Source organism: Streptomyces mesophilus, assembly GCF_040300965.1.
Taxonomy (GTDB): Bacteria; Actinomycetota; Actinomycetes; order Streptomycetales; family Streptomycetaceae; genus Streptomyces; species Streptomyces mesophilus_A.
In genome coordinates this window covers 1-17,052 of record NZ_JBEPEW010000035.1, presented here as the reverse complement: position 1 = coordinate 17,052, position 17,052 = coordinate 1, and the positions used below count along the sequence as shown (strand labels likewise).

12 protein-coding genes, 1 tRNA gene and 1 pseudogene are annotated in these 17,052 nt (G+C 66.6%); 11 read left to right on the top strand and 3 right to left on the bottom strand.

Annotated features, from left to right (window positions below):
- Positions 1–113 precede the first annotated feature (113 nt).
- Positions 114–1,337, bottom strand: a complete 1,224-nt coding sequence (locus ABT367_RS15385) for a pyridoxal phosphate-dependent aminotransferase (protein ID WP_165331767.1) — start codon at positions 1,335–1,337, stop codon at positions 114–116.
- A gap of 214 nt (positions 1,338–1,551) precedes the next feature.
- Between ABT367_RS15385 and ABT367_RS15380 the strand changes: the two genes are divergently transcribed.
- The 10 genes from ABT367_RS15380 (at position 1,552) to ABT367_RS15335 (ending at position 14,942) form a co-directional block, all read left to right on the top strand.
- A tRNA-Trp gene (locus tag ABT367_RS15380) sits at positions 1,552–1,624 on the top strand.
- A 107-nt stretch (positions 1,625–1,731) separates the two neighbouring features.
- On the top strand, positions 1,732–2,019 hold the full coding sequence (secE, locus tag ABT367_RS15375) for a preprotein translocase subunit SecE (RefSeq protein WP_352253446.1): 288 nt from the start codon (positions 1,732–1,734) through the stop codon (positions 2,017–2,019).
- An 86-nt stretch (positions 2,020–2,105) separates the two neighbouring features.
- Positions 2,106–2,963: a transcription termination/antitermination protein NusG gene (gene nusG, locus ABT367_RS15370; RefSeq protein ID WP_352253444.1), complete on the top strand. Its 858-nt coding sequence runs from the start codon at positions 2,106–2,108 to the stop codon at positions 2,961–2,963.
- A gap of 165 nt (positions 2,964–3,128) precedes the next feature.
- Positions 3,129–3,563, top strand: coding sequence for a 50S ribosomal protein L11 (gene rplK, locus ABT367_RS15365; RefSeq protein ID WP_093613725.1), 435 nt, complete (start codon positions 3,129–3,131; stop codon positions 3,561–3,563).
- Positions 3,564–3,649: 86 nt separating this feature from the next.
- Positions 3,650–4,378, top strand: coding sequence for a 50S ribosomal protein L1 (gene rplA / locus ABT367_RS15360; protein ID WP_352253442.1), 729 nt, complete (start codon positions 3,650–3,652; stop codon positions 4,376–4,378).
- A 139-nt stretch (positions 4,379–4,517) separates the two neighbouring features.
- Positions 4,518–5,456, top strand: a complete 939-nt coding sequence (locus tag ABT367_RS15355) for a hypothetical protein (protein ID WP_352253440.1) — start codon at positions 4,518–4,520, stop codon at positions 5,454–5,456.
- A 398-nt stretch (positions 5,457–5,854) separates the two neighbouring features.
- Positions 5,855–6,385, top strand: a complete 531-nt coding sequence (gene rplJ / locus ABT367_RS15350) for a 50S ribosomal protein L10 (protein ID WP_165331761.1) — start codon at positions 5,855–5,857, stop codon at positions 6,383–6,385.
- 114 nt (positions 6,386–6,499) lie between these two features.
- Entirely contained in the window at positions 6,500–6,883 is a 384-nt protein-coding gene (gene rplL, locus ABT367_RS15345) for a 50S ribosomal protein L7/L12 (RefSeq protein ID WP_165331760.1), read from the top strand.
- Positions 6,884–7,462: 579 nt separating this feature from the next.
- A complete protein-coding gene (gene rpoB / locus ABT367_RS15340; RefSeq protein ID WP_352253438.1) occupies positions 7,463–10,945 on the top strand; it encodes a DNA-directed RNA polymerase subunit beta in 3,483 nt (1,160 codons plus the stop codon).
- 97 nt (positions 10,946–11,042) lie between these two features.
- Positions 11,043–14,942 carry a DNA-directed RNA polymerase subunit beta' gene (locus ABT367_RS15335; RefSeq protein ID WP_352253436.1) on the top strand — a complete coding sequence of 1,300 codons (3,900 nt, stop codon included), beginning with the start codon at positions 11,043–11,045 and terminating at the stop codon, positions 14,940–14,942.
- 81 nt (positions 14,943–15,023) lie between these two features.
- Here the strand turns inward: ABT367_RS15335 and ABT367_RS15330 are convergent, their stop codons facing one another.
- Both ABT367_RS15330 and ABT367_RS15325 read right to left on the bottom strand, forming a co-directional pair.
- Positions 15,024–15,875 (bottom strand): M48 family metalloprotease, encoded by an 852-nt coding sequence (locus ABT367_RS15330; RefSeq protein ID WP_352253434.1) that lies wholly within the window; start codon positions 15,873–15,875, stop codon positions 15,024–15,026.
- Between the two features lie 602 nt (positions 15,876–16,477).
- Positions 16,478–16,996 carry a Pycsar system effector family protein gene (locus ABT367_RS15325; protein WP_352253533.1) on the bottom strand — a complete coding sequence of 173 codons (519 nt, stop codon included), beginning with the start codon at positions 16,994–16,996 and terminating at the stop codon, positions 16,478–16,480.
- On the opposite strand from ABT367_RS15325, the pseudogene ABT367_RS15320 reads away from it, so the two are divergent.
- Positions 16,959–17,052: pseudogene (locus ABT367_RS15320) on the top strand (DNA-binding response regulator); the annotation flags it as partial. The gene ABT367_RS15325 and the pseudogene ABT367_RS15320 overlap by 38 nt on opposite strands.

The following is a 17,052-nucleotide window of genomic DNA, read 5'->3' as shown; positions in this document are numbered from 1 at the left end:
ATCCTGCCGTACGCACCAGGCGTCCCGGTAGCCGCTTTCCACCAACGAGTACTTGCCCGAACGAACAAACGGGCCCCCGGCCGAAGCCGGGGGCCCGTCAGTGCTTACGGAAGTCAGCGCGCCTCGGCGAGCAGCTTCTGGATCCGCGAGACACCCTCGACCAGGTCCTCGTCACCGAGCGCGTACGAAAGCCGCAGGTAACCCGGCGTACCGAAGGCCTCGCCCGGCACCACCGCGACCTCGACCTCGTCCAGGATCAGCGCGGCGAGCTCGACGGAGGTCTCCGGGCGCTTGCCGCGGATCTCCTTGCCGAGCAGACCCTTCACCGAGGGGTACGCGTAGAACGCGCCCTCGGGCTCGGGGCACAGGACGCCGTCGATCTCGTTGAGCATCCGCACGATGGTCTGGCGGCGGCGGTCGAAGGCGGTCTTCATCTCGTCGACGGCCGACAGGTCACCGGAGACGGCGGCGATGGCGGCCACCTGCGCGACGTTGGAGACGTTGGAGGTGGCGTGCGACTGCAGGTTGGACGCGGCCTTGACCACGTCCTTCGGGCCGATGACCCACCCCACGCGCCAGCCGGTCATGGCGTACGTCTTGGCCACACCGTTGACGATGATGCACTTGTCGCGCAGCTCGGGCACGACCACCGGCAGGGACGCGAACTCGGCGTCGCCGTACACCAGGTGCTCGTAGATCTCGTCGGTCAGGACCCACAGGCCCTTCGCGGCGGCCCAGCGGCCGATCTCCTCGACCTGCGCCCGGGTGTAGACGGCACCCGTCGGGTTGGAGGGGGAGACGAAGAGCAGCACCTTGGTGTTCTCGGTGACGGCCGCTTCCAGCTGCTCCACGGAGACCCGGTAGCCGGTCGTCTCGTCCGCGGTCACGAACACCGGGACACCACCCGCGAGCTGGATCGACTCCGGATACGTCGTCCAGTACGGGGTCGGCACGATGACCTCGTCGCCCGGGTCCAGGATCGTGGCGAAGGCCTCGTAGATCGCCTGCTTGCCACCGTTGGTGACCAGCACGTTGGCGGCCTCGACCTCGTAACCCGAGTCGCGCAGCGTCTTCGCGGCGATCGCGGCCTTGAGCTCGGGCAGCCCGCCGGCCGGCGTGTACCGGTGGTACTTCGGGTTCTTGCAGGCCTCGATCGCGGCCTCGACGATGTAGTCGGGCGTCGGGAAGTCCGGCTCACCGGCGCCGAAGCCGATCACCGGCCGGCCGGCGGCCTTGAGGGCCTTGGCCTTGGCGTCGACGGCGAGGGTCGCGGACTCGGAGATCGCTCCGATCCTGCGGGAGATACGGCGTTCGGTGGGTGGGGTTGCAGCGCTCATGCGCCCCATCGTTCCAGACCCGCGGAGCCCCGAGCACATGAGTTCCGAAGAGCGGACATCGGCCCTGGACAGGTGTCTGATGGGTGCCGGACAGCTATCTGTTCGACGATGCGGCCCGGACCACGTACACTCATCCCTCGTTGGCCCTCACAGGCCGCTCCCACCTACCGCACCACGTGCGACTGTTGGGATGCGGTACGTTGGGGGAACTCAAAGGGTCGTAGCTCAATTGGTAGAGCACCGGTCTCCAAAACCGGCGGTTGGGGGTTCAAGTCCCTCCGGCCCTGCTACACACTCCATCGCCAGGATGTGTGCGCATGTACGTACTGCAAAGCACCGCCGTGCGGCTCTCCCGGGCGCGGCACGGCCACGACCCGGAATCAGGTGAAAACGAGTGACGGACGCCGTGGGCTCCATCGACACGCCTGATGCCCCGGACGAGGCGACCGAGTCCAAGAAGAAGGCTCGTAAGGGCGGCAAGCGAGGCAAGAAGGGTCCCCTGGGCCGCCTCGCCCTCTTCTACCGCCAGATCGTCGCCGAACTCCGCAAGGTTGTCTGGCCGACTCGCAACCAGCTGACGACATACACCACAGTGGTGATTGTCTTCGTTGTCATCATGATCGGCTTGGTGACCGTGATTGACTATGGCTTCTCCGAAGCCGTCAAGTACATCTTCGGTTAGAAGCCACAGCGACAAGGACGCCGTTACCTTCGGCGTCCCTTTCGCGCGTTCCACCCCCATTTTGTAGCCAGGAAGAAGCAGCCACCGTGTCTGACCCGAACCTGAACGACGCCAGCGAGTCGATCGAGTCCGTAGAGGACCAGCTCGACATCGTCGAGGCGGCGGACTCCGTGGACCCGGACCAGGCCGAAGCTGCCGACGCCGCTGCCGGCGAGTCCGCCGAAGAAGCGGCCGTGCACGTCGAGGACGAAGCCGAAGCCGTCGCCGAGACGGAGGCCGACGAGGCCGCCGCCGAGGACGTCGCCGACGAGGAGCCCGCCGAGCCGGTCGACCCGATCGCCGCCCTGCGCGAGGAACTGCGCACGCTGCCCGGCGAGTGGTACGTGATCCACACCTACGCCGGTTACGAGAACCGCGTGAAGACCAACCTCGAGCAGCGCGCCGTCTCGCTCAACGTCGAGGACTTCATCTTCCAGGCCGAGGTGCCGCAGGAAGAGGTCGCCCAGATCAAGAACGGCGAGCGCAAGACGATCAAGCAGAACAAGCTGCCTGGTTACGTGCTCGTGCGCATGGACCTGACCAACGAGTCCTGGGGCGTCGTCCGCAACACCCCCGGCGTCACCGGCTTCGTGGGCAACGCCTACGACCCGTACCCGCTGACCCTGGACGAGATCGTCAAGATGCTCGCCCCGGAGGCCGAGGAGAAGGCCGCCCGTGAGGCCGCCGAGGCCGAGGGCAAGCCCGCTCCGCAGCGCAAGGTCGAGGTCCAGGTTCTGGACTTCGAGGTCGGCGACTCGGTCACCGTCACCGACGGCCCGTTCGCGACGCTGCAGGCGACCATCAACGAGATCAACGCCGACTCGAAGAAGGTCAAGGGCCTCGTCGAGATCTTCGGCCGCGAGACCCCGGTCGAGCTGAGCTTCGACCAGATTCAGAAGAACTGACACCTTCTGGACACATGCTTCCGAACAGGTCAGACGGGCAGCTAAAGCCGGTCTGACCTGCTCGGTTTTTAGCCGCGCATGGATACCCGTTATCGTTGTGCGGTATGCCTCCATCCGGATGATCGGATGAGGGCAGTTCACTCTCACTAGGACCCGGAGAGAGCAATGCCTCCCAAGAAGAAGAAGGTCACGGGGCTGATCAAGCTCCAGATCCAGGCCGGTGCCGCCAACCCGGCTCCGCCGGTCGGCCCCGCGCTGGGTCAGCACGGCGTCAACATCATGGAGTTCTGCAAGGCCTACAACGCCGCGACCGAGTCGCAGCGTGGCTGGGTGATCCCGGTGGAGATCACGGTCTACGAAGACCGTTCCTTCACCTTCATCACCAAGACTCCGCCGGCCGCGAAGATGATCCTCAAGGCCGCTGGTGTCGAGAAGGGCTCCGGCGAGCCGCACAAGACCAAGGTCGCCAAGATCACCCAGGCGCAGGTCCGCGAGATCGCCGAGACCAAGATGCCCGACCTGAACGCGAACGACCTGGACGCCGCGTCCAAGATCATCGCGGGCACCGCCCGTTCCATGGGCATCACGGTCGAGGGCTGACCTCACCCCCGTAAGACCTTTGAAGTAGTGGTAGGGCCAGCGCTGGTCCGCACCACGAACTCCCACCCTGAACCTCAGGAGTAGATGTGAAGCGCAGCAAGACTCTCCGCGCTGCGGACGCCAAGATCGACCGGGACAAGCTCTACGCCCCGCTCGAGGCCGTCCGTCTCGCCAAGGAGACCTCCGCGACCAAGTTCGACGGCACCGTCGAGGTCGCCTTCCGCCTGGGTGTCGACCCGCGCAAGGCCGACCAGATGGTCCGTGGCACCGTGAACCTCCCGCACGGCACCGGCAAGACCGCCCGGGTCCTGGTCTTCGCGACCGGTGACCGTGCTGCGGCCGCGGAAGCCGCGGGCGCCGACATCGTCGGCTCCGACGAGCTGATCGCCGAGATCGCGGCGGGCAACCGCCTCAACGAGTTCGACGCGGTCGTCGCCACCCCGGACCTCATGGGCAAGGTCGGCCGCCTCGGCCGCGTCCTCGGCCCGCGTGGTCTCATGCCCAACCCGAAGACCGGCACCGTGACGCCCGACGTCGCCAAGGCGGTCAACGAGATCAAGGGCGGCAAGATCGAGTTCCGCGTCGACAAGCACTCGAACCTGCACTTCATCATCGGCAAGGTCTCCTTCGACGAGACCAAGCTGGTGGAGAACTACGGCGCGGCCCTGGAGGAGATCCTCCGTCTGAAGCCGTCCGCCGCCAAGGGTCGCTACATCAAGAAGGCCGCCATCGCCACCACGATGGGCCCCGGCATTCCGGTCGACCCGAACCGCACCCGCAACCTCCTCACCGAGGAGGACCCGGCCGCGGTCTGAGCCTTGGCTCAATAGCTGGTCATTGCCCGGCATCGGCAGCTCTGCGGAGCTGTCGGTGCCGGGTTTTTGCGTTTCTACGTGTCGGTGGCCTCGGCTACGTTGACTGTCTACTCACAAGCACCACTGGGGGGTTGCACCGATGAGCACGCACAAGCGCATAGGCCTGGCCGCCGTATCCGCCGCCGCTCTGGTCGCCGTGGCCGGCTGTCAGGGCTCGGGGACGGACGGCAAGGCGGCCGCCGACAAGGCGCCGAAGTTCCAGTCGCGTACGACGGCGATCAAGACGCTGACGGCCGCGTACGAGAAGACGGCCGAGGCGAAGTCCGCCAAGGTCGAGATGACCATGTCGATGCCGGCCGGGCTCGAAGGCGGCGGAGACATGAAGATGTCCGGCGTCATGGGGTGGGACCCGAGCGTGGTGGACATGACGATCTCGGGCTCGGCGCTCACGCAGGGCGACCCTGAGGCGCCCGAGCGGATGCGCGTGGTCATGCGCGACAGCGTGATGTACATGGACATGGGCAAGGCCGCGCTCGCCGAGATGGACGGCAAGCGCTGGATGAAGATGGACCTGGGCGCCATGGCCGAAAAGGCCGGCGAGGGCGACAAGGCCCTGCAGGAGGCCATGACCGGCGGCCTGGACAACATGAACCAGGACCCGGCCCGGCAGATGGCCCTGCTCCTGGAGTCCGAGAACCTCAAGCACCTCGGCACCGAGACGGTGGCCGGCCAGAAGGCCGACCACTACAAGGGCAAGCTGTCGGTCAAGGAGATGCTGGAGTCCAACAAGTCCTTCGACTTCCTGGAGGGCAAGGACCGCGACGAGCTTCTGAAGAACGTCGAGAAGTCCGGCATCGAGGGCTACGACACCGAGGTCTGGGTCAACGAGGACGGCTACCCGGTCAAGATGAACGTCGGGATGGAGTCCCCGCAGGGCACCGTCGAGATCAAGCAGACGTTCTCCGACTACGGCGCCAAGGCCGAGGTCGAGGTCCCGCCGGCGTCCCAGACCTTCGACATCATGGAGATGCTCGAAGAGCTCGAGGGTCTCGGGGCAGAGGGCGGTCTCGAAGGCTGATCCGCCGCGTGCGTGAGCGGCCAGGGGCGACGTATCCCGGGGTTCCAGGGGCTCCTGTTCGTCGCCCCTGGCTAGCCCGATTTGCTCGACAAGCATCCGTTCGCGTACTCTTCCGAGGAAGCCAAAGACCGCTGGTCGTTGCTGTGCGCCCGTCAGGGAGTGCGGCGGCCGAAGGATCCGCAATAGCGGACGACCCGCGCAGGTGACTGTGGAATGCACTCCCGGATGGTTACGTTCGGTTTGAGTTCACGCCCCGTGCGCCTGCGCCGGGGCGTTTCGTTTTGTACAGCCCGTTTGTGCAGAGCCCCTTCTCCAAGTGCCTGATTCAGGCGGTCCGGCGAACGCGACTGATCGGAAGGTCAGTCGAGGATCATCACCCCGGAAGGAGGCCGAGGCTCATGGCGACGACCGAGAAGGTCACAGCTGTCGAGGAGATCACGCGCGACCTGCGCAACTCCAACGCCGCTGTTGTCACCTCGTACACCGGACTCAGCGTGGCGCAGCTCAAGCAGCTCCGCCGTTCTCTCGGCGAGAACGCTCAGTACCGAGTGGTGAAGAACACGCTGACCAAGATCGCGGCCCAGGAGGCCGGGTTCTCTGCGCTGGACGAGCACCTCAAGGGCTCGACGGCCGTTGCCTTCGTTACCGGTGACCCGGTCGAGGCGGCGAAGGGTCTGCGTGACTTCGCCAAGGACAACCCCGCTCTCGTCATCAAGGGCGGTGTCCTTGATGGCAAGGCGCTGTCCGCCGACGAGATCAAGAAGCTTGCGGACCTCGAGTCCCGCGAGGTTCTGCTCGCCAAGCTGGCGGGTGCCATGAAGGGCAAGCAGACTCAGGCTGCTCAGGTCTTCCAGGCGCTCCCGTCGAAGTTCGTCCGCACCGCGGAGGCGCTTCGTGCCAAGCAGGCCGAGCAGGGCGGTGCCGAGTAATTCGGCTCGCGTCATGACCGACGCCCACTAGGGCGGCGGTCACAGCGGGCCCGAAAGTACGCCCGCCACTCATAAACACTCCGGCACCAGCCGAATTAGTGGAAGGACGCCATCATGGCGAAGCTGTCCCAGGACGACCTGCTCGCGCAGTTCGAAGAGATGACCCTCATCGAGCTCTCCGAGTTCGTGAAGGCCTTCGAGGAGAAGTTCGACGTCACCGCCGCCGCGGCCGTCGCCGTTGCCGGCCCCGCGGGCCCGGCCGCCGCTGCTGAGGCCGAGGCCGAGCAGGACGAGTTCGACGTCATCCTCACCGGCGCCGGCGACAAGAAGATCCAGGTCATCAAGGTCGTGCGTGAGCTGACCTCGCTGGGTCTCAAGGAGGCCAAGGACCTCGTCGACGGCACCCCGAAGCCGGTCCTCGAGAAGGTCGCCAAGGAGGCCGCTGACAAGGCTGCCGAGTCCCTCAAGGCTGCCGGCGCCTCCGTCGAGGTCAAGTGACTTCACGAGTCGTCTGACTCTTTCGCGTAGTACGGCCCCAGGGCTGTAACGCGCAGACACTGAAGGGCGATCACCCATATGGGTGGTCGCCCTTCGGCGTTCCTGGGACGGCTGCCTTGCGCTGGCGGTGCGGCCGAGTATGGTGATCTTCGTTGTGCTCTCCCAGGCCCCCCAAGGCTCCCGGTGACGATCTCCACGGGACAGGGGGCCTTGACGAACCGCACGCAGCGCGCAATTCTCAGGACGCGTCGTCACATCGATCCGGATCCGAGGCATGGATCGAAGACGAACTGGGCAGTGTGGATATGCGTCCACCGGCGAGGGGTCTGCCGGGGGCGCCACAACAGCAGCATTCGAGGTGTTCGTGGGTCGGTCGAAAACCCGCACTGGACATCAGTGGGCCTAGTGGCTACACTGACCCTTTGCGCTGCCTGTTAGCTGCCTCCTGCCCGTCACCAGGGGCATGCCCATGCTTGAGCTTCGTCGGCCGACCTTCCCTGACCTGGGGTTTTCTGTCGGCGCGTTCAGCCTGGGACCGGTACGCGCGTAGTGAGTCCGAGCCCTCGGAAGGACCCCCTCTTGGCCGCCTCGCGCACTGCCTCGACCGCGATTACGAACAACGGCGCCAGCACCGCCCCGCTGCGCATCTCCTTTGCAAAGATCAAGGAGCCCCTCGAGGTTCCGAACCTGCTCGCGCTGCAGACCGAGAGCTTTGACTGGCTGCTCGGCAACACCGCTTGGCAGAGTCGGGTCGAGGCCGCTCTGGAATCAGGTCAGGACGTCCCCACCAAGTCCGGTCTGGAGGAGATCTTCGAGGAGATCTCTCCGATCGAGGACTTCTCCGGGTCGATGTCGCTGACCTTCCGCGACCACCGCTTCGAGCCTCCGAAGAACTCGATCGACGAGTGCAAGGAGCGCGACTTCACGTACGCGGCCCCGCTCTTCGTCACCGCCGAGTTCACCAACAACGAGACCGGCGAGATCAAGTCCCAGACGGTCTTCATGGGCGACTTCCCGCTCATGACGAGCAAGGGCACCTTCGTGATCAACGGCACCGAGCGTGTCGTGGTCTCGCAGCTGGTCCGCTCGCCGGGTGTCTACTTCGACTCCTCCATCGACAAGACGTCCGACAAGGACATCTTCTCGGCCAAGATCATCCCGTCCCGGGGTGCCTGGCTCGAGATGGAGATCGACAAGCGCGACATGGTCGGTGTCCGTATCGACCGCAAGCGCAAGCAGTCCGTCACCGTTCTCCTGAAGGCTCTCGGTTGGACGACCGAGCAGATCCTCGAGGAGTTCGGCGAGTACGAGTCGATGCGCGCCACCCTGGAGAAGGACCACACCCAGGGCCAGGACGACGCGCTGCTCGACATCTACCGCAAGCTGCGTCCGGGCGAGCCGCCCACGCGTGAGGCTGCGCAGACGCTGCTCGAGAACCTCTACTTCAACCCGAAGCGCTACGACCTCGCGAAGGTCGGCCGCTACAAGGTGAACAAGAAGCTCGGCGCCGAAGAGCCGCTCGACGCCGGTGTGCTCACCACCGACGATGTCATCGCCACCATCAAGTACCTGGTGAAGCTGCACGCCGGTGAGACCGAGACCGTCGGTGCCTCGGGCCGCGAGATCGTCGTCGAGACCGACGACATCGACCACTTCGGCAACCGTCGTATCCGTAACGTCGGCGAGCTCATCCAGAACCAGGTCCGCACGGGTCTGGCTCGTATGGAGCGCGTCGTGCGTGAGCGCATGACGACCCAGGACGTCGAGGCGATCACGCCGCAGACCCTGATCAACATCCGCCCCGTGGTGGCGTCGATCAAGGAGTTCTTCGGTACGTCGCAGCTGTCCCAGTTCATGGACCAGACGAACCCGCTGTCGGGGCTGACGCACAAGCGTCGTCTGAACGCCCTCGGCCCCGGTGGTCTGTCCCGTGAGCGGGCCGGCTTCGAGGTCCGTGACGTACACCCCTCGCACTACGGCCGCATGTGCCCGATCGAGACGCCCGAAGGCCCGAACATCGGTCTGATCGGCTCGCTCGCTTCGTACGGCCGCATCAACCCGTTCGGTTTCATCGAGACGCCGTACCGCAAGGTTGTCGACGGCATCGTCACCGACGACGTCGACTACCTCACGGCCGACGAGGAGGACCGATTCGTCATCGCGCAGGCCAATGCGCCGCTGACGGACGACTTCCACTTCGCCGAGTCCCGCGTCCTGGTCCGCCGTCGTGGCGGCGAGATCGACTACATCCCGGGCGACGACGTCGACTACATGGACGTCTCGCCGCGCCAGATGGTGTCGGTCGCGACCGCGATGATCCCGTTCCTCGAGCACGACGACGCCAACCGCGCGCTCATGGGCTCCAACATGATGCGCCAGGCCGTCCCGCTGATTAAGGCGGAGGCGCCGCTGGTCGGCACTGGCATGGAGTACCGCTGTGCGGTCGACGCCGGTGACGTCATCAAGGCCGAGAAGGACGGTGTCGTCCAGGAGGTCTCCGCCGACTACGTGACGGTGGCCAACGACGACGGCACGTACACCACGTACCGGATCGCCAAGTTCTCCCGCTCGAACCAGGGCACGTCCTTCAACCAGAAGGTCGTCGTCGACGAGGGCGCTCGCGTCATCGAGGGCCAGGTCCTCGCCGACGGTCCCTCGACCGACGAGGGCGAGATGGCGCTCGGCAAGAACCTGCTCGTGGCGTTCATGCCGTGGGAGGGTCACAACTACGAGGACGCGATCATCCTGTCGCAGCGCCTCGTGCAGGACGACGTCCTCTCCTCGATCCACATCGAGGAGCACGAGGTCGACGCCCGTGACACCAAGCTCGGCCCGGAGGAGATCACCCGGGACATCCCGAACGTCTCCGAGGAGGTCCTCTCGGACCTCGACGAGCGCGGCATCATCCGGATCGGTGCCGAGGTCGTCGCCGGCGACATCCTCGTCGGCAAGGTCACGCCCAAGGGTGAGACCGAGCTGACGCCGGAAGAGCGTCTGCTTCGCGCGATCTTCGGCGAGAAGGCCCGTGAGGTCCGTGACACCTCGCTGAAGGTGCCGCACGGCGAGATCGGCAAGGTCATCGGCGTCCGCGTCTTCGACCGTGAAGAGGGCGACGAGCTGCCGCCGGGCGTGAACCAGCTGGTTCGTGTCTACGTGGCGCAGAAGCGCAAGATCACCGATGGTGACAAGCTCGCCGGCCGTCACGGCAACAAGGGCGTCATCTCGAAGATCCTGCCCGTCGAGGACATGCCGTTCCTCGAGGACGGTACGCCGGTCGACATCATCCTCAACCCGCTCGGTGTCCCGTCCCGAATGAACCCGGGCCAGGTCCTCGAGATCCACCTCGGCTGGCTCGCCAGCCGCGGCTGGAAGGTCGAGGGTTCCGAGGAGTGGATGGAGCGCCTCAAGGCGATCGGCGCCGACGAGGTCATCGCCGGCTCCAACGTCGCGACCCCGGTGTTCGACGGTGCCCGCGAGGACGAGATCTCCGGTCTCTTCGAGCACACCATCCCGAACCGCGACGGCGTGCGCATGGTGAAGCCGTCCGGCAAGGCCCAGCTGTTCGACGGTCGCTCGGGAGAGCCTTTCCCGGACCCGATCTCGGTCGGCTACATGTACATCCTGAAGCTGCACCACCTGGTCGACGACAAGCTCCACGCGCGTTCGACCGGACCGTACTCGATGATCACCCAGCAGCCGCTGGGTGGTAAGGCGCAGTTCGGTGGCCAGCGCTTCGGTGAGATGGAGGTGTGGGCGCTTGAGGCTTATGGCGCCGCGTACGCCCTCCAGGAGCTGCTCACGATCAAGTCCGACGACGTCACCGGCCGCGTGAAGGTCTACGAGGCCATCGTCAAGGGCGAGAACATCCCCGAGCCGGGCATTCCCGAGTCCTTCAAGGTGCTCATCAAGGAAATGCAGTCGCTCTGCCTCAACGTGGAGGTGCTGTCCTCGGACGGCATGTCCATCGAGATGCGCGACACCGACGAGGACGTCTTCCGCGCTGCGGAAGAGCTCGGTATCGACCTGTCCCGGCGCGAGCCGAGCAGCGTCGAAGAGGTCTGACGGGCCACCCGCCACCCGGCTGCCGGCCGGGTGGCGGAACCCCGGACCCCGTACAGACCATTGATTGAGACACAACCCTGAGAGGGATTGACGCATAGTGCTCGACGTCAACTTCTTCGACGAGCTCCGGATCGGCCTGGCCACCGCTGACGACATCCGTCAGTGGAGCCACGGCGAGGTCAAGAAGCCCGAGACCATCAACTACCGCACGCTCAAGCCGGAAAAGGACGGGCTCTTCTGCGAGAAGATCTTCGGTCCGACCCGGGACTGGGAGTGCTACTGCGGCAAGTACAAGCGTGTCCGCTTCAAGGGCATCATCTGTGAGCGCTGTGGCGTCGAGGTCACTCGCGCCAAGGTGCGTCGTGAGCGGATGGGCCACATCGAGCTTGCCGCTCCCGTCACTCACATCTGGTACTTCAAGGGCGTTCCCTCGCGCCTTGGCTACCTGCTCGACCTCGCGCCGAAGGACCTCGAGAAGGTCATCTACTTCGCCGCGTACATGATCACGTTCGTGGACGAGGAGCGTCGTACCCGCGACCTGCCGTCCCTGGAGGCGCACGTCTCCGTCGAGCGTCAGCAGATCGAGCAGCGTCGTGACTCGGACCTCGAGGCGCGTGCCAAGAAGCTCGAGACCGACCTGGCCGAGCTCGAGGCCGAGGGTGCCAAGGCCGACGTGCGCCGCAAGGTGCGCGAGGGTGCCGAGCGCGAGATGAAGCAGCTGCGTGACCGTGCGCAGCGCGAGATCGACCGTCTCGACGAGGTGTGGAACCGCTTCAAGAACCTCAAGGTCCAGGACCTCGAGGGCGACGAGCTGCTCTACCGCGAGCTGCGTGACCGCTTCGGCACGTACTTCGACGGTTCGATGGGTGCCGCGGCGCTGCAGAAGCGTCTCGAGACCTTCGACCTCGACGAGGAGGCCGAGCGCCTCCGCGAGATCATCCGTACCGGCAAGGGCCAGAAGAAGACCCGTGCGCTCAAGCGCCTCAAGGTCGTCTCCGCGTTCCTCACCACGAACAACAGCCCCAAGGGCATGGTCCTGGACTGCGTCCCGGTCATCCCGCCGGACCTGCGTCCGATGGTGCAGCTGGACGGTGGCCGCTTCGCGACCTCCGACCTGAACGACCTGTACCGCCGTGTGATCAACCGCAACAACCGTCTGAAGCGTCTGCTCGACCTGGGCGCTCCGGAGATCATCGTCAACAACGAGAAGCGCATGCTTCAGGAGGCTGTTGACGCCCTCTTCGACAACGGTCGTCGTGGTCGCCCGGTCACCGGTCCCGGTAACCGCCCGCTGAAGTCCCTGAGCGACATGCTCAAGGGCAAGCAGGGTCGATTCCGTCAGAACCTTCTCGGTAAGCGTGTGGACTACTCCGCGCGTTCCGTGATCGTCGTCGGTCCGCAGCTGAAGCTGCACCAGTGCGGTCTGCCCAAGGCCATGGCCCTGGAGCTCTTCAAGCCGTTCGTGATGAAGCGCCTGGTCGACCTGAACCACGCGCAGAACATCAAGAGCGCCAAGCGCATGGTGGAGCGCGGCCGCACGGTCGTGTACGACGTCCTCGAAGAGGTCATCGCCGAGCACCCGGTTCTCCTGAACCGTGCTCCCACCCTGCACCGACTCGGCATCCAGGCCTTCGAGCCGCAGCTGGTCGAGGGCAAGGCCATCCAGATCCACCCGCTCGTCTGCACCGCGTTCAACGCGGACTTCGACGGTGACCAGATGGCCGTGCACCTGCCGCTCTCCGCGGAGGCGCAGGCCGAGGCGCGCATCCTGATGCTCTCCTCGAACAACATCCTCAAGCCCGCCGACGGCCGTCCGGTGACGATGCCGACGCAGGACATGGTCCTGGGTCTGTTCTTCCTCACCACCGACGGCGATCTCCGTGACACCAAGGGCGAGGGCCGTGCGTTCGGCTCCGTCGCCGAGGCGATCATGGCGTTCGACGCCGGCGAGCTCGCGCTGCAGTCGTCCATCGACATCCGCTTCCCGGTGGGCACCATCCCGCCGCGTGGCTGGGTGCCGCCGGTCGCCGAGGAAGGCGAGCCGGAGTACCAGGCCGGTGACACCTTCCGGCTGCGGACGACCCTGGGCCGTGCGCTCTTCAACGAGCTGCTGCCCGAGGACTACCCGTTCGTCGACTACTCGGTGGGCAAGAAGCAGCTCGGTGAGATCGTCAACGACCTCGCGGAGCGCTACCCCAAGGTCATCGTGGCGGCGACGCTCGACAACCTGAAGTCGGCCGGTTTCTACTGGGGCACCCGCTCCGGCGTCACCGTGGCCATCTCGGACATCGTCGTTCCCGAGGCCAAGAAGGCCATCGTCGCGGGTTACGAGGCGCAGGACGAGAAGGTCCAGAAGCAGTACGAGCGCGGTCTGATCACCAAGCAGGAGCGCACGCAGGAGCTCATCACCATCTGGACCAAGGCGACCAACGAGGTTGCCGAGGCGATGAATGAGAACTTCCCCAAGACGAACCCCATCTTCATGATGGTTGACTCGGGTGCCCGAGGAAACATGATGCAGATGCGTCAGATCGCCGGTATGCGTGGTCTGGTGTCCAACGCCAAGAACGAGACCATCCCGCGGCCCATCAAGGCGTCGTTCCGTGAGGGTCTCTCCGTGCTGGAGTACTTCATCTCCACGCACGGTGCCCGTAAGGGTCTGGCGGACACCGCCCTGCGTACCGCCGACTCGGGTTACCTGACCCGTCGTCTGGTGGACGTCTCGCAGGACGTGATCATCCGCGAGGAGGACTGTGGCACCGACCGCGGTCTGAAGCTGCGGATCGCCGAGAAGGACGCCGCAGGCGTGCTGCGCAAGGCCGAGGACGTCGAGACCTCTGTCTACGCCCGCATGCTCGCCGAGGACGTCGTCATCGACGGCAAGGTCATCGCGCCGGCCAACGTCGACCTGGGTGACGTGCTCATCGACGCCCTGGTCGCCAACGGCGTCGAGGAGGTCAAGACCCGCTCGGTCCTGACCTGTGAGTCGGCGGTCGGCACCTGTGCCTTCTGCTACGGCCGTTCGCTCGCCACCGGCAAGCTGGTCGACATCGGTGAGGCGGTCGGCATCATCGCCGCCCAGTCCATCGGTGAGCCCGGTACCCAGCTGACGATGCGTACCTTCCACACCGGTGGTGTGGCCGGTGACGACATCACCCAGGGTCTGCCCCGTGTCGTCGAGCTCTTCGAGGCTCGTACGCCGAAGGGTGTCGCCCCGATCTCCGAGGCCGCGGGCCGTGTCCGCATCGAGGAGACCGAGAAGACCAAGAAGCTCGTCGTCACCCCGGACGACGGCAGCGACGAGACGGCGTTCCCGATCTCGAAGCGTGCCCGTCTGCTCGTGGGCGAGGGCGACCACGTCGAGGTCGGCCAGAAGCTGACCGTGGGTGCCACCAACCCGCACGACGTGCTGCGCATCCTCGGCCAGCGTGCGGTGCAGGTGCACCTGGTCGGCGAAGTCCAGAAGGTCTACAACTCGCAGGGTGTGTCGATCCACGACAAGCACATCGAGATCATCATCCGGCAGATGCTGCGCCGCGTGACGATCATCGAGTCCGGCGACGCGGAGCTGCTGCCGGGCGAGCTCGTCGAGCGCTCGAAGTTCGAGACCGAGAACCGTCGTGTGGTCACCGAGGGCGGTCACCCCGCCTCCGGCCGTCCGCAGCTGATGGGTATCACCAAGGCCTCGCTGGCGACGGAGTCCTGGCTGTCGGCCGCCTCCTTCCAGGAGACGACCCGAGTCCTGACGGATGCGGCGATCAACGCCAAGTCCGACAGCCTCATCGGCCTCAAGGAGAACGTCATCATCGGTAAGCTCATCCCGGCCGGTACGGGTCTGTCCCGCTACCGCAACATCCGGGTCGAGCCGACCGAAGAGGCCAAGGCCGCGATGTACTCGGCCGTCGGCTACGACGACATCGACTACTCGCCGTTCGGCACGGGCTCCGGCCAGGCCGTTCCGCTGGAGGACTACGACTACGGTCCGTACAACCAGTAAGGCGTACGTCTGAACTGAAGGGCGCCCATCCCGCTTCGGCGGGGTGGGCGCCCTTCGGCGTTGTTGCCCGGTGTCCGCCGGTCAGCGCCGCGCCTGCGCCTGGCCCTGGAGCCGTACGATCCGGGTCCGCAGGTCCGGGTGGGTGGAGAGCAGCCGGGCCAGGGCGCCTGGCTCGGCGACCGGTTTGCCGGCGGCGAGCGCGGCCTGGTGGCGGGCCTGCTGTTCCATGCCGTGCATGGTGTGCAGCACCGTGGCCAGCTCAGGGCCGAAGCCGTGCGCCGCGGCGTAGTCGTCCGCGCGCAGCTCGGATCGCCGGCCGACGGCGGCGGTCAGGTACGGGATGAGCAGCAGCACCAGCGGAAGCCCGTAGAGGACCGTGATGGTCATGAACGTGAACAGGGCGACCAGGCCGATCAGGACCGCGGTGGCCAGGCAGGAGAAGTAGCTCGCCACCGCGATGCTGAAGACGATCACGGTGCGGACGACGCGCCAGGCGATGCGTCCGGGCCCCGAGTACCAGTAGCCGAGCAGCGAGGACCAGGCGTGGCCGCCGGTGTGGTGGCCGAGTTCATGGGCCAGTACGGCGGCGAGCTGGGCGCTCGGCAGGTTCTCCAGGGCGAACCGGGTGACGCCGACGATATGGCCTGCCGCGGCGTACGCGTTGAGGTCCTGGCTCTCCTCGATCCACAGCTCGTAGCGGCGGCCGTCGACGCCTGCCCGGACCGTCACCTCGCGCCATACCGGTTCCAGACGTGCGCGTTCCTGGGGGAGAGGTCGCTTGAGCTTGAGGAGATGGCGGGCGAAGCGGTCCTCGGTGGGGCGGTGGAAGACCAGCGCGCCGGAGGCGAGCCAGGCAAGCGTCGGGATCCAGTACGGCAGACCGAGGAGCGCGTCCAGGATCGCGGAGACCATCACCACCACGATGAGGCTCATCAGGAACCCCGGGACGTGGAGCGCCAGTTGGCCGACCGACGTGGCGTCGGTGCCGCGCTGGTAGGCCTTGTAGTGGACCCGGTTGCCGGGTTGGTGCTGGTAGTCCAGGTCGTCGGGTGCGGCGGCCGGCCTGGGCTCCGCAGCGGGTGGAGGCGGCGGTATGGGGTCGGCTTGCTGGGGATACGGCGGTGGGCCGGACGGTGGGCCCGCTTGCGGGTAGGGCGGTGGCTGGGTTCCCGGGTACTGGGGTGGAGCAGGCGCCGCGGGGCCGGGCTGAGGGGGGACGGTGTGGGCTCCGGGGTGGGGTGGTTCGGGGTATGCGGGAGGCGGTGTGCCCGGTGCGTGCGGGTAGGGCGGTTCGGGGTAGGCCGGGGCGGGACCGGACTGGGTGTCGGGGTAAGGCGGTTGGGGATATGCCGGCGCGGGTTCGGGCTGGGCGCCCGGGTAGGGAGGTTCCACTGGAGGCTGGGACATGGCGATCCTTCGCGGAGGCGGGGTGGGGCGGGGACCTCGGGCGGTCAAGGGTGGGAACGTCGGACGGTCAACGGTGCGGATGTCGGGCGGTCAAGGGTGGGAACGTCGGACGGTCAACGGTGCGGACGTCAGCCGATCAACAAGGAGGCGGGCAGCAGCACGGCGCCCGCGCAGTAGGCGAGCAGGCCGCCGCGTATCCACTGGTGCTTGCGGGCGGCGATCCGGCTGGTGTCCGCCAGGGCGGCGAGCAGAGCGGTGGTCGGCGCGCGTTCGGTCGCGGCAAGCGCCTCGGCCAACAGGCCCTGCTGCGCGGCTTGTTGGATGTCGCCGAAGTACGAGAGCGGCCGGCCCGGCGTCCAGTCGCGGCTGCGGTAGCGGGGCATCACCGCCATGAGCAGCGCGAGCAGTGCGGCCGCAAGCGCGCAGGCGCCGGCCCACCAGGCGGTCGCCCCCAGTGTGGAGAGGGCGCCCGGCCGCCAGCCGCGCCCGGCGAGCAGGCCGCTGACGACACCGGCGGTCATGCCGAGGGCGCCCACGAGGACCGAGGCCTTGCTGTCGGCGCGCGCGATCTCCGTACGCAGGTCGGCGAGGAGCCGGGCGGCGACCTCGCTGCGGGCGAAGCTCGGGCCCGAGCACGAGGCGCTGATCGGAACGGTGCGGAACGTCGGTTATCGCTTTGTTACGCCGGAGAAGGCGGACAAGG

Coding starts and splice junctions, on each gene's coding strand:
- ABT367_RS15385 (WP_165331767.1), bottom strand. CDS start 1,337: ATGAGCGCTGCAACCCCACCCACCGAACGCCGTATCTCCCGCAGGATC.
- rplK (WP_093613725.1), top strand. CDS start 3,129: ATGCCTCCCAAGAAGAAGAAGGTCACGGGGCTGATCAAGCTCCAGATC.
- ABT367_RS15355 (WP_352253440.1), top strand. CDS start 4,518: ATGAGCACGCACAAGCGCATAGGCCTGGCCGCCGTATCCGCCGCCGCT.
- rplJ (WP_165331761.1), top strand. CDS start 5,855: ATGGCGACGACCGAGAAGGTCACAGCTGTCGAGGAGATCACGCGCGAC.
- rplL (WP_165331760.1), top strand. CDS start 6,500: ATGGCGAAGCTGTCCCAGGACGACCTGCTCGCGCAGTTCGAAGAGATG.
- ABT367_RS15330 (WP_352253434.1), bottom strand. CDS start 15,875: ATGAGCCTCATCGTGGTGGTGATGGTCTCCGCGATCCTGGACGCGCTC.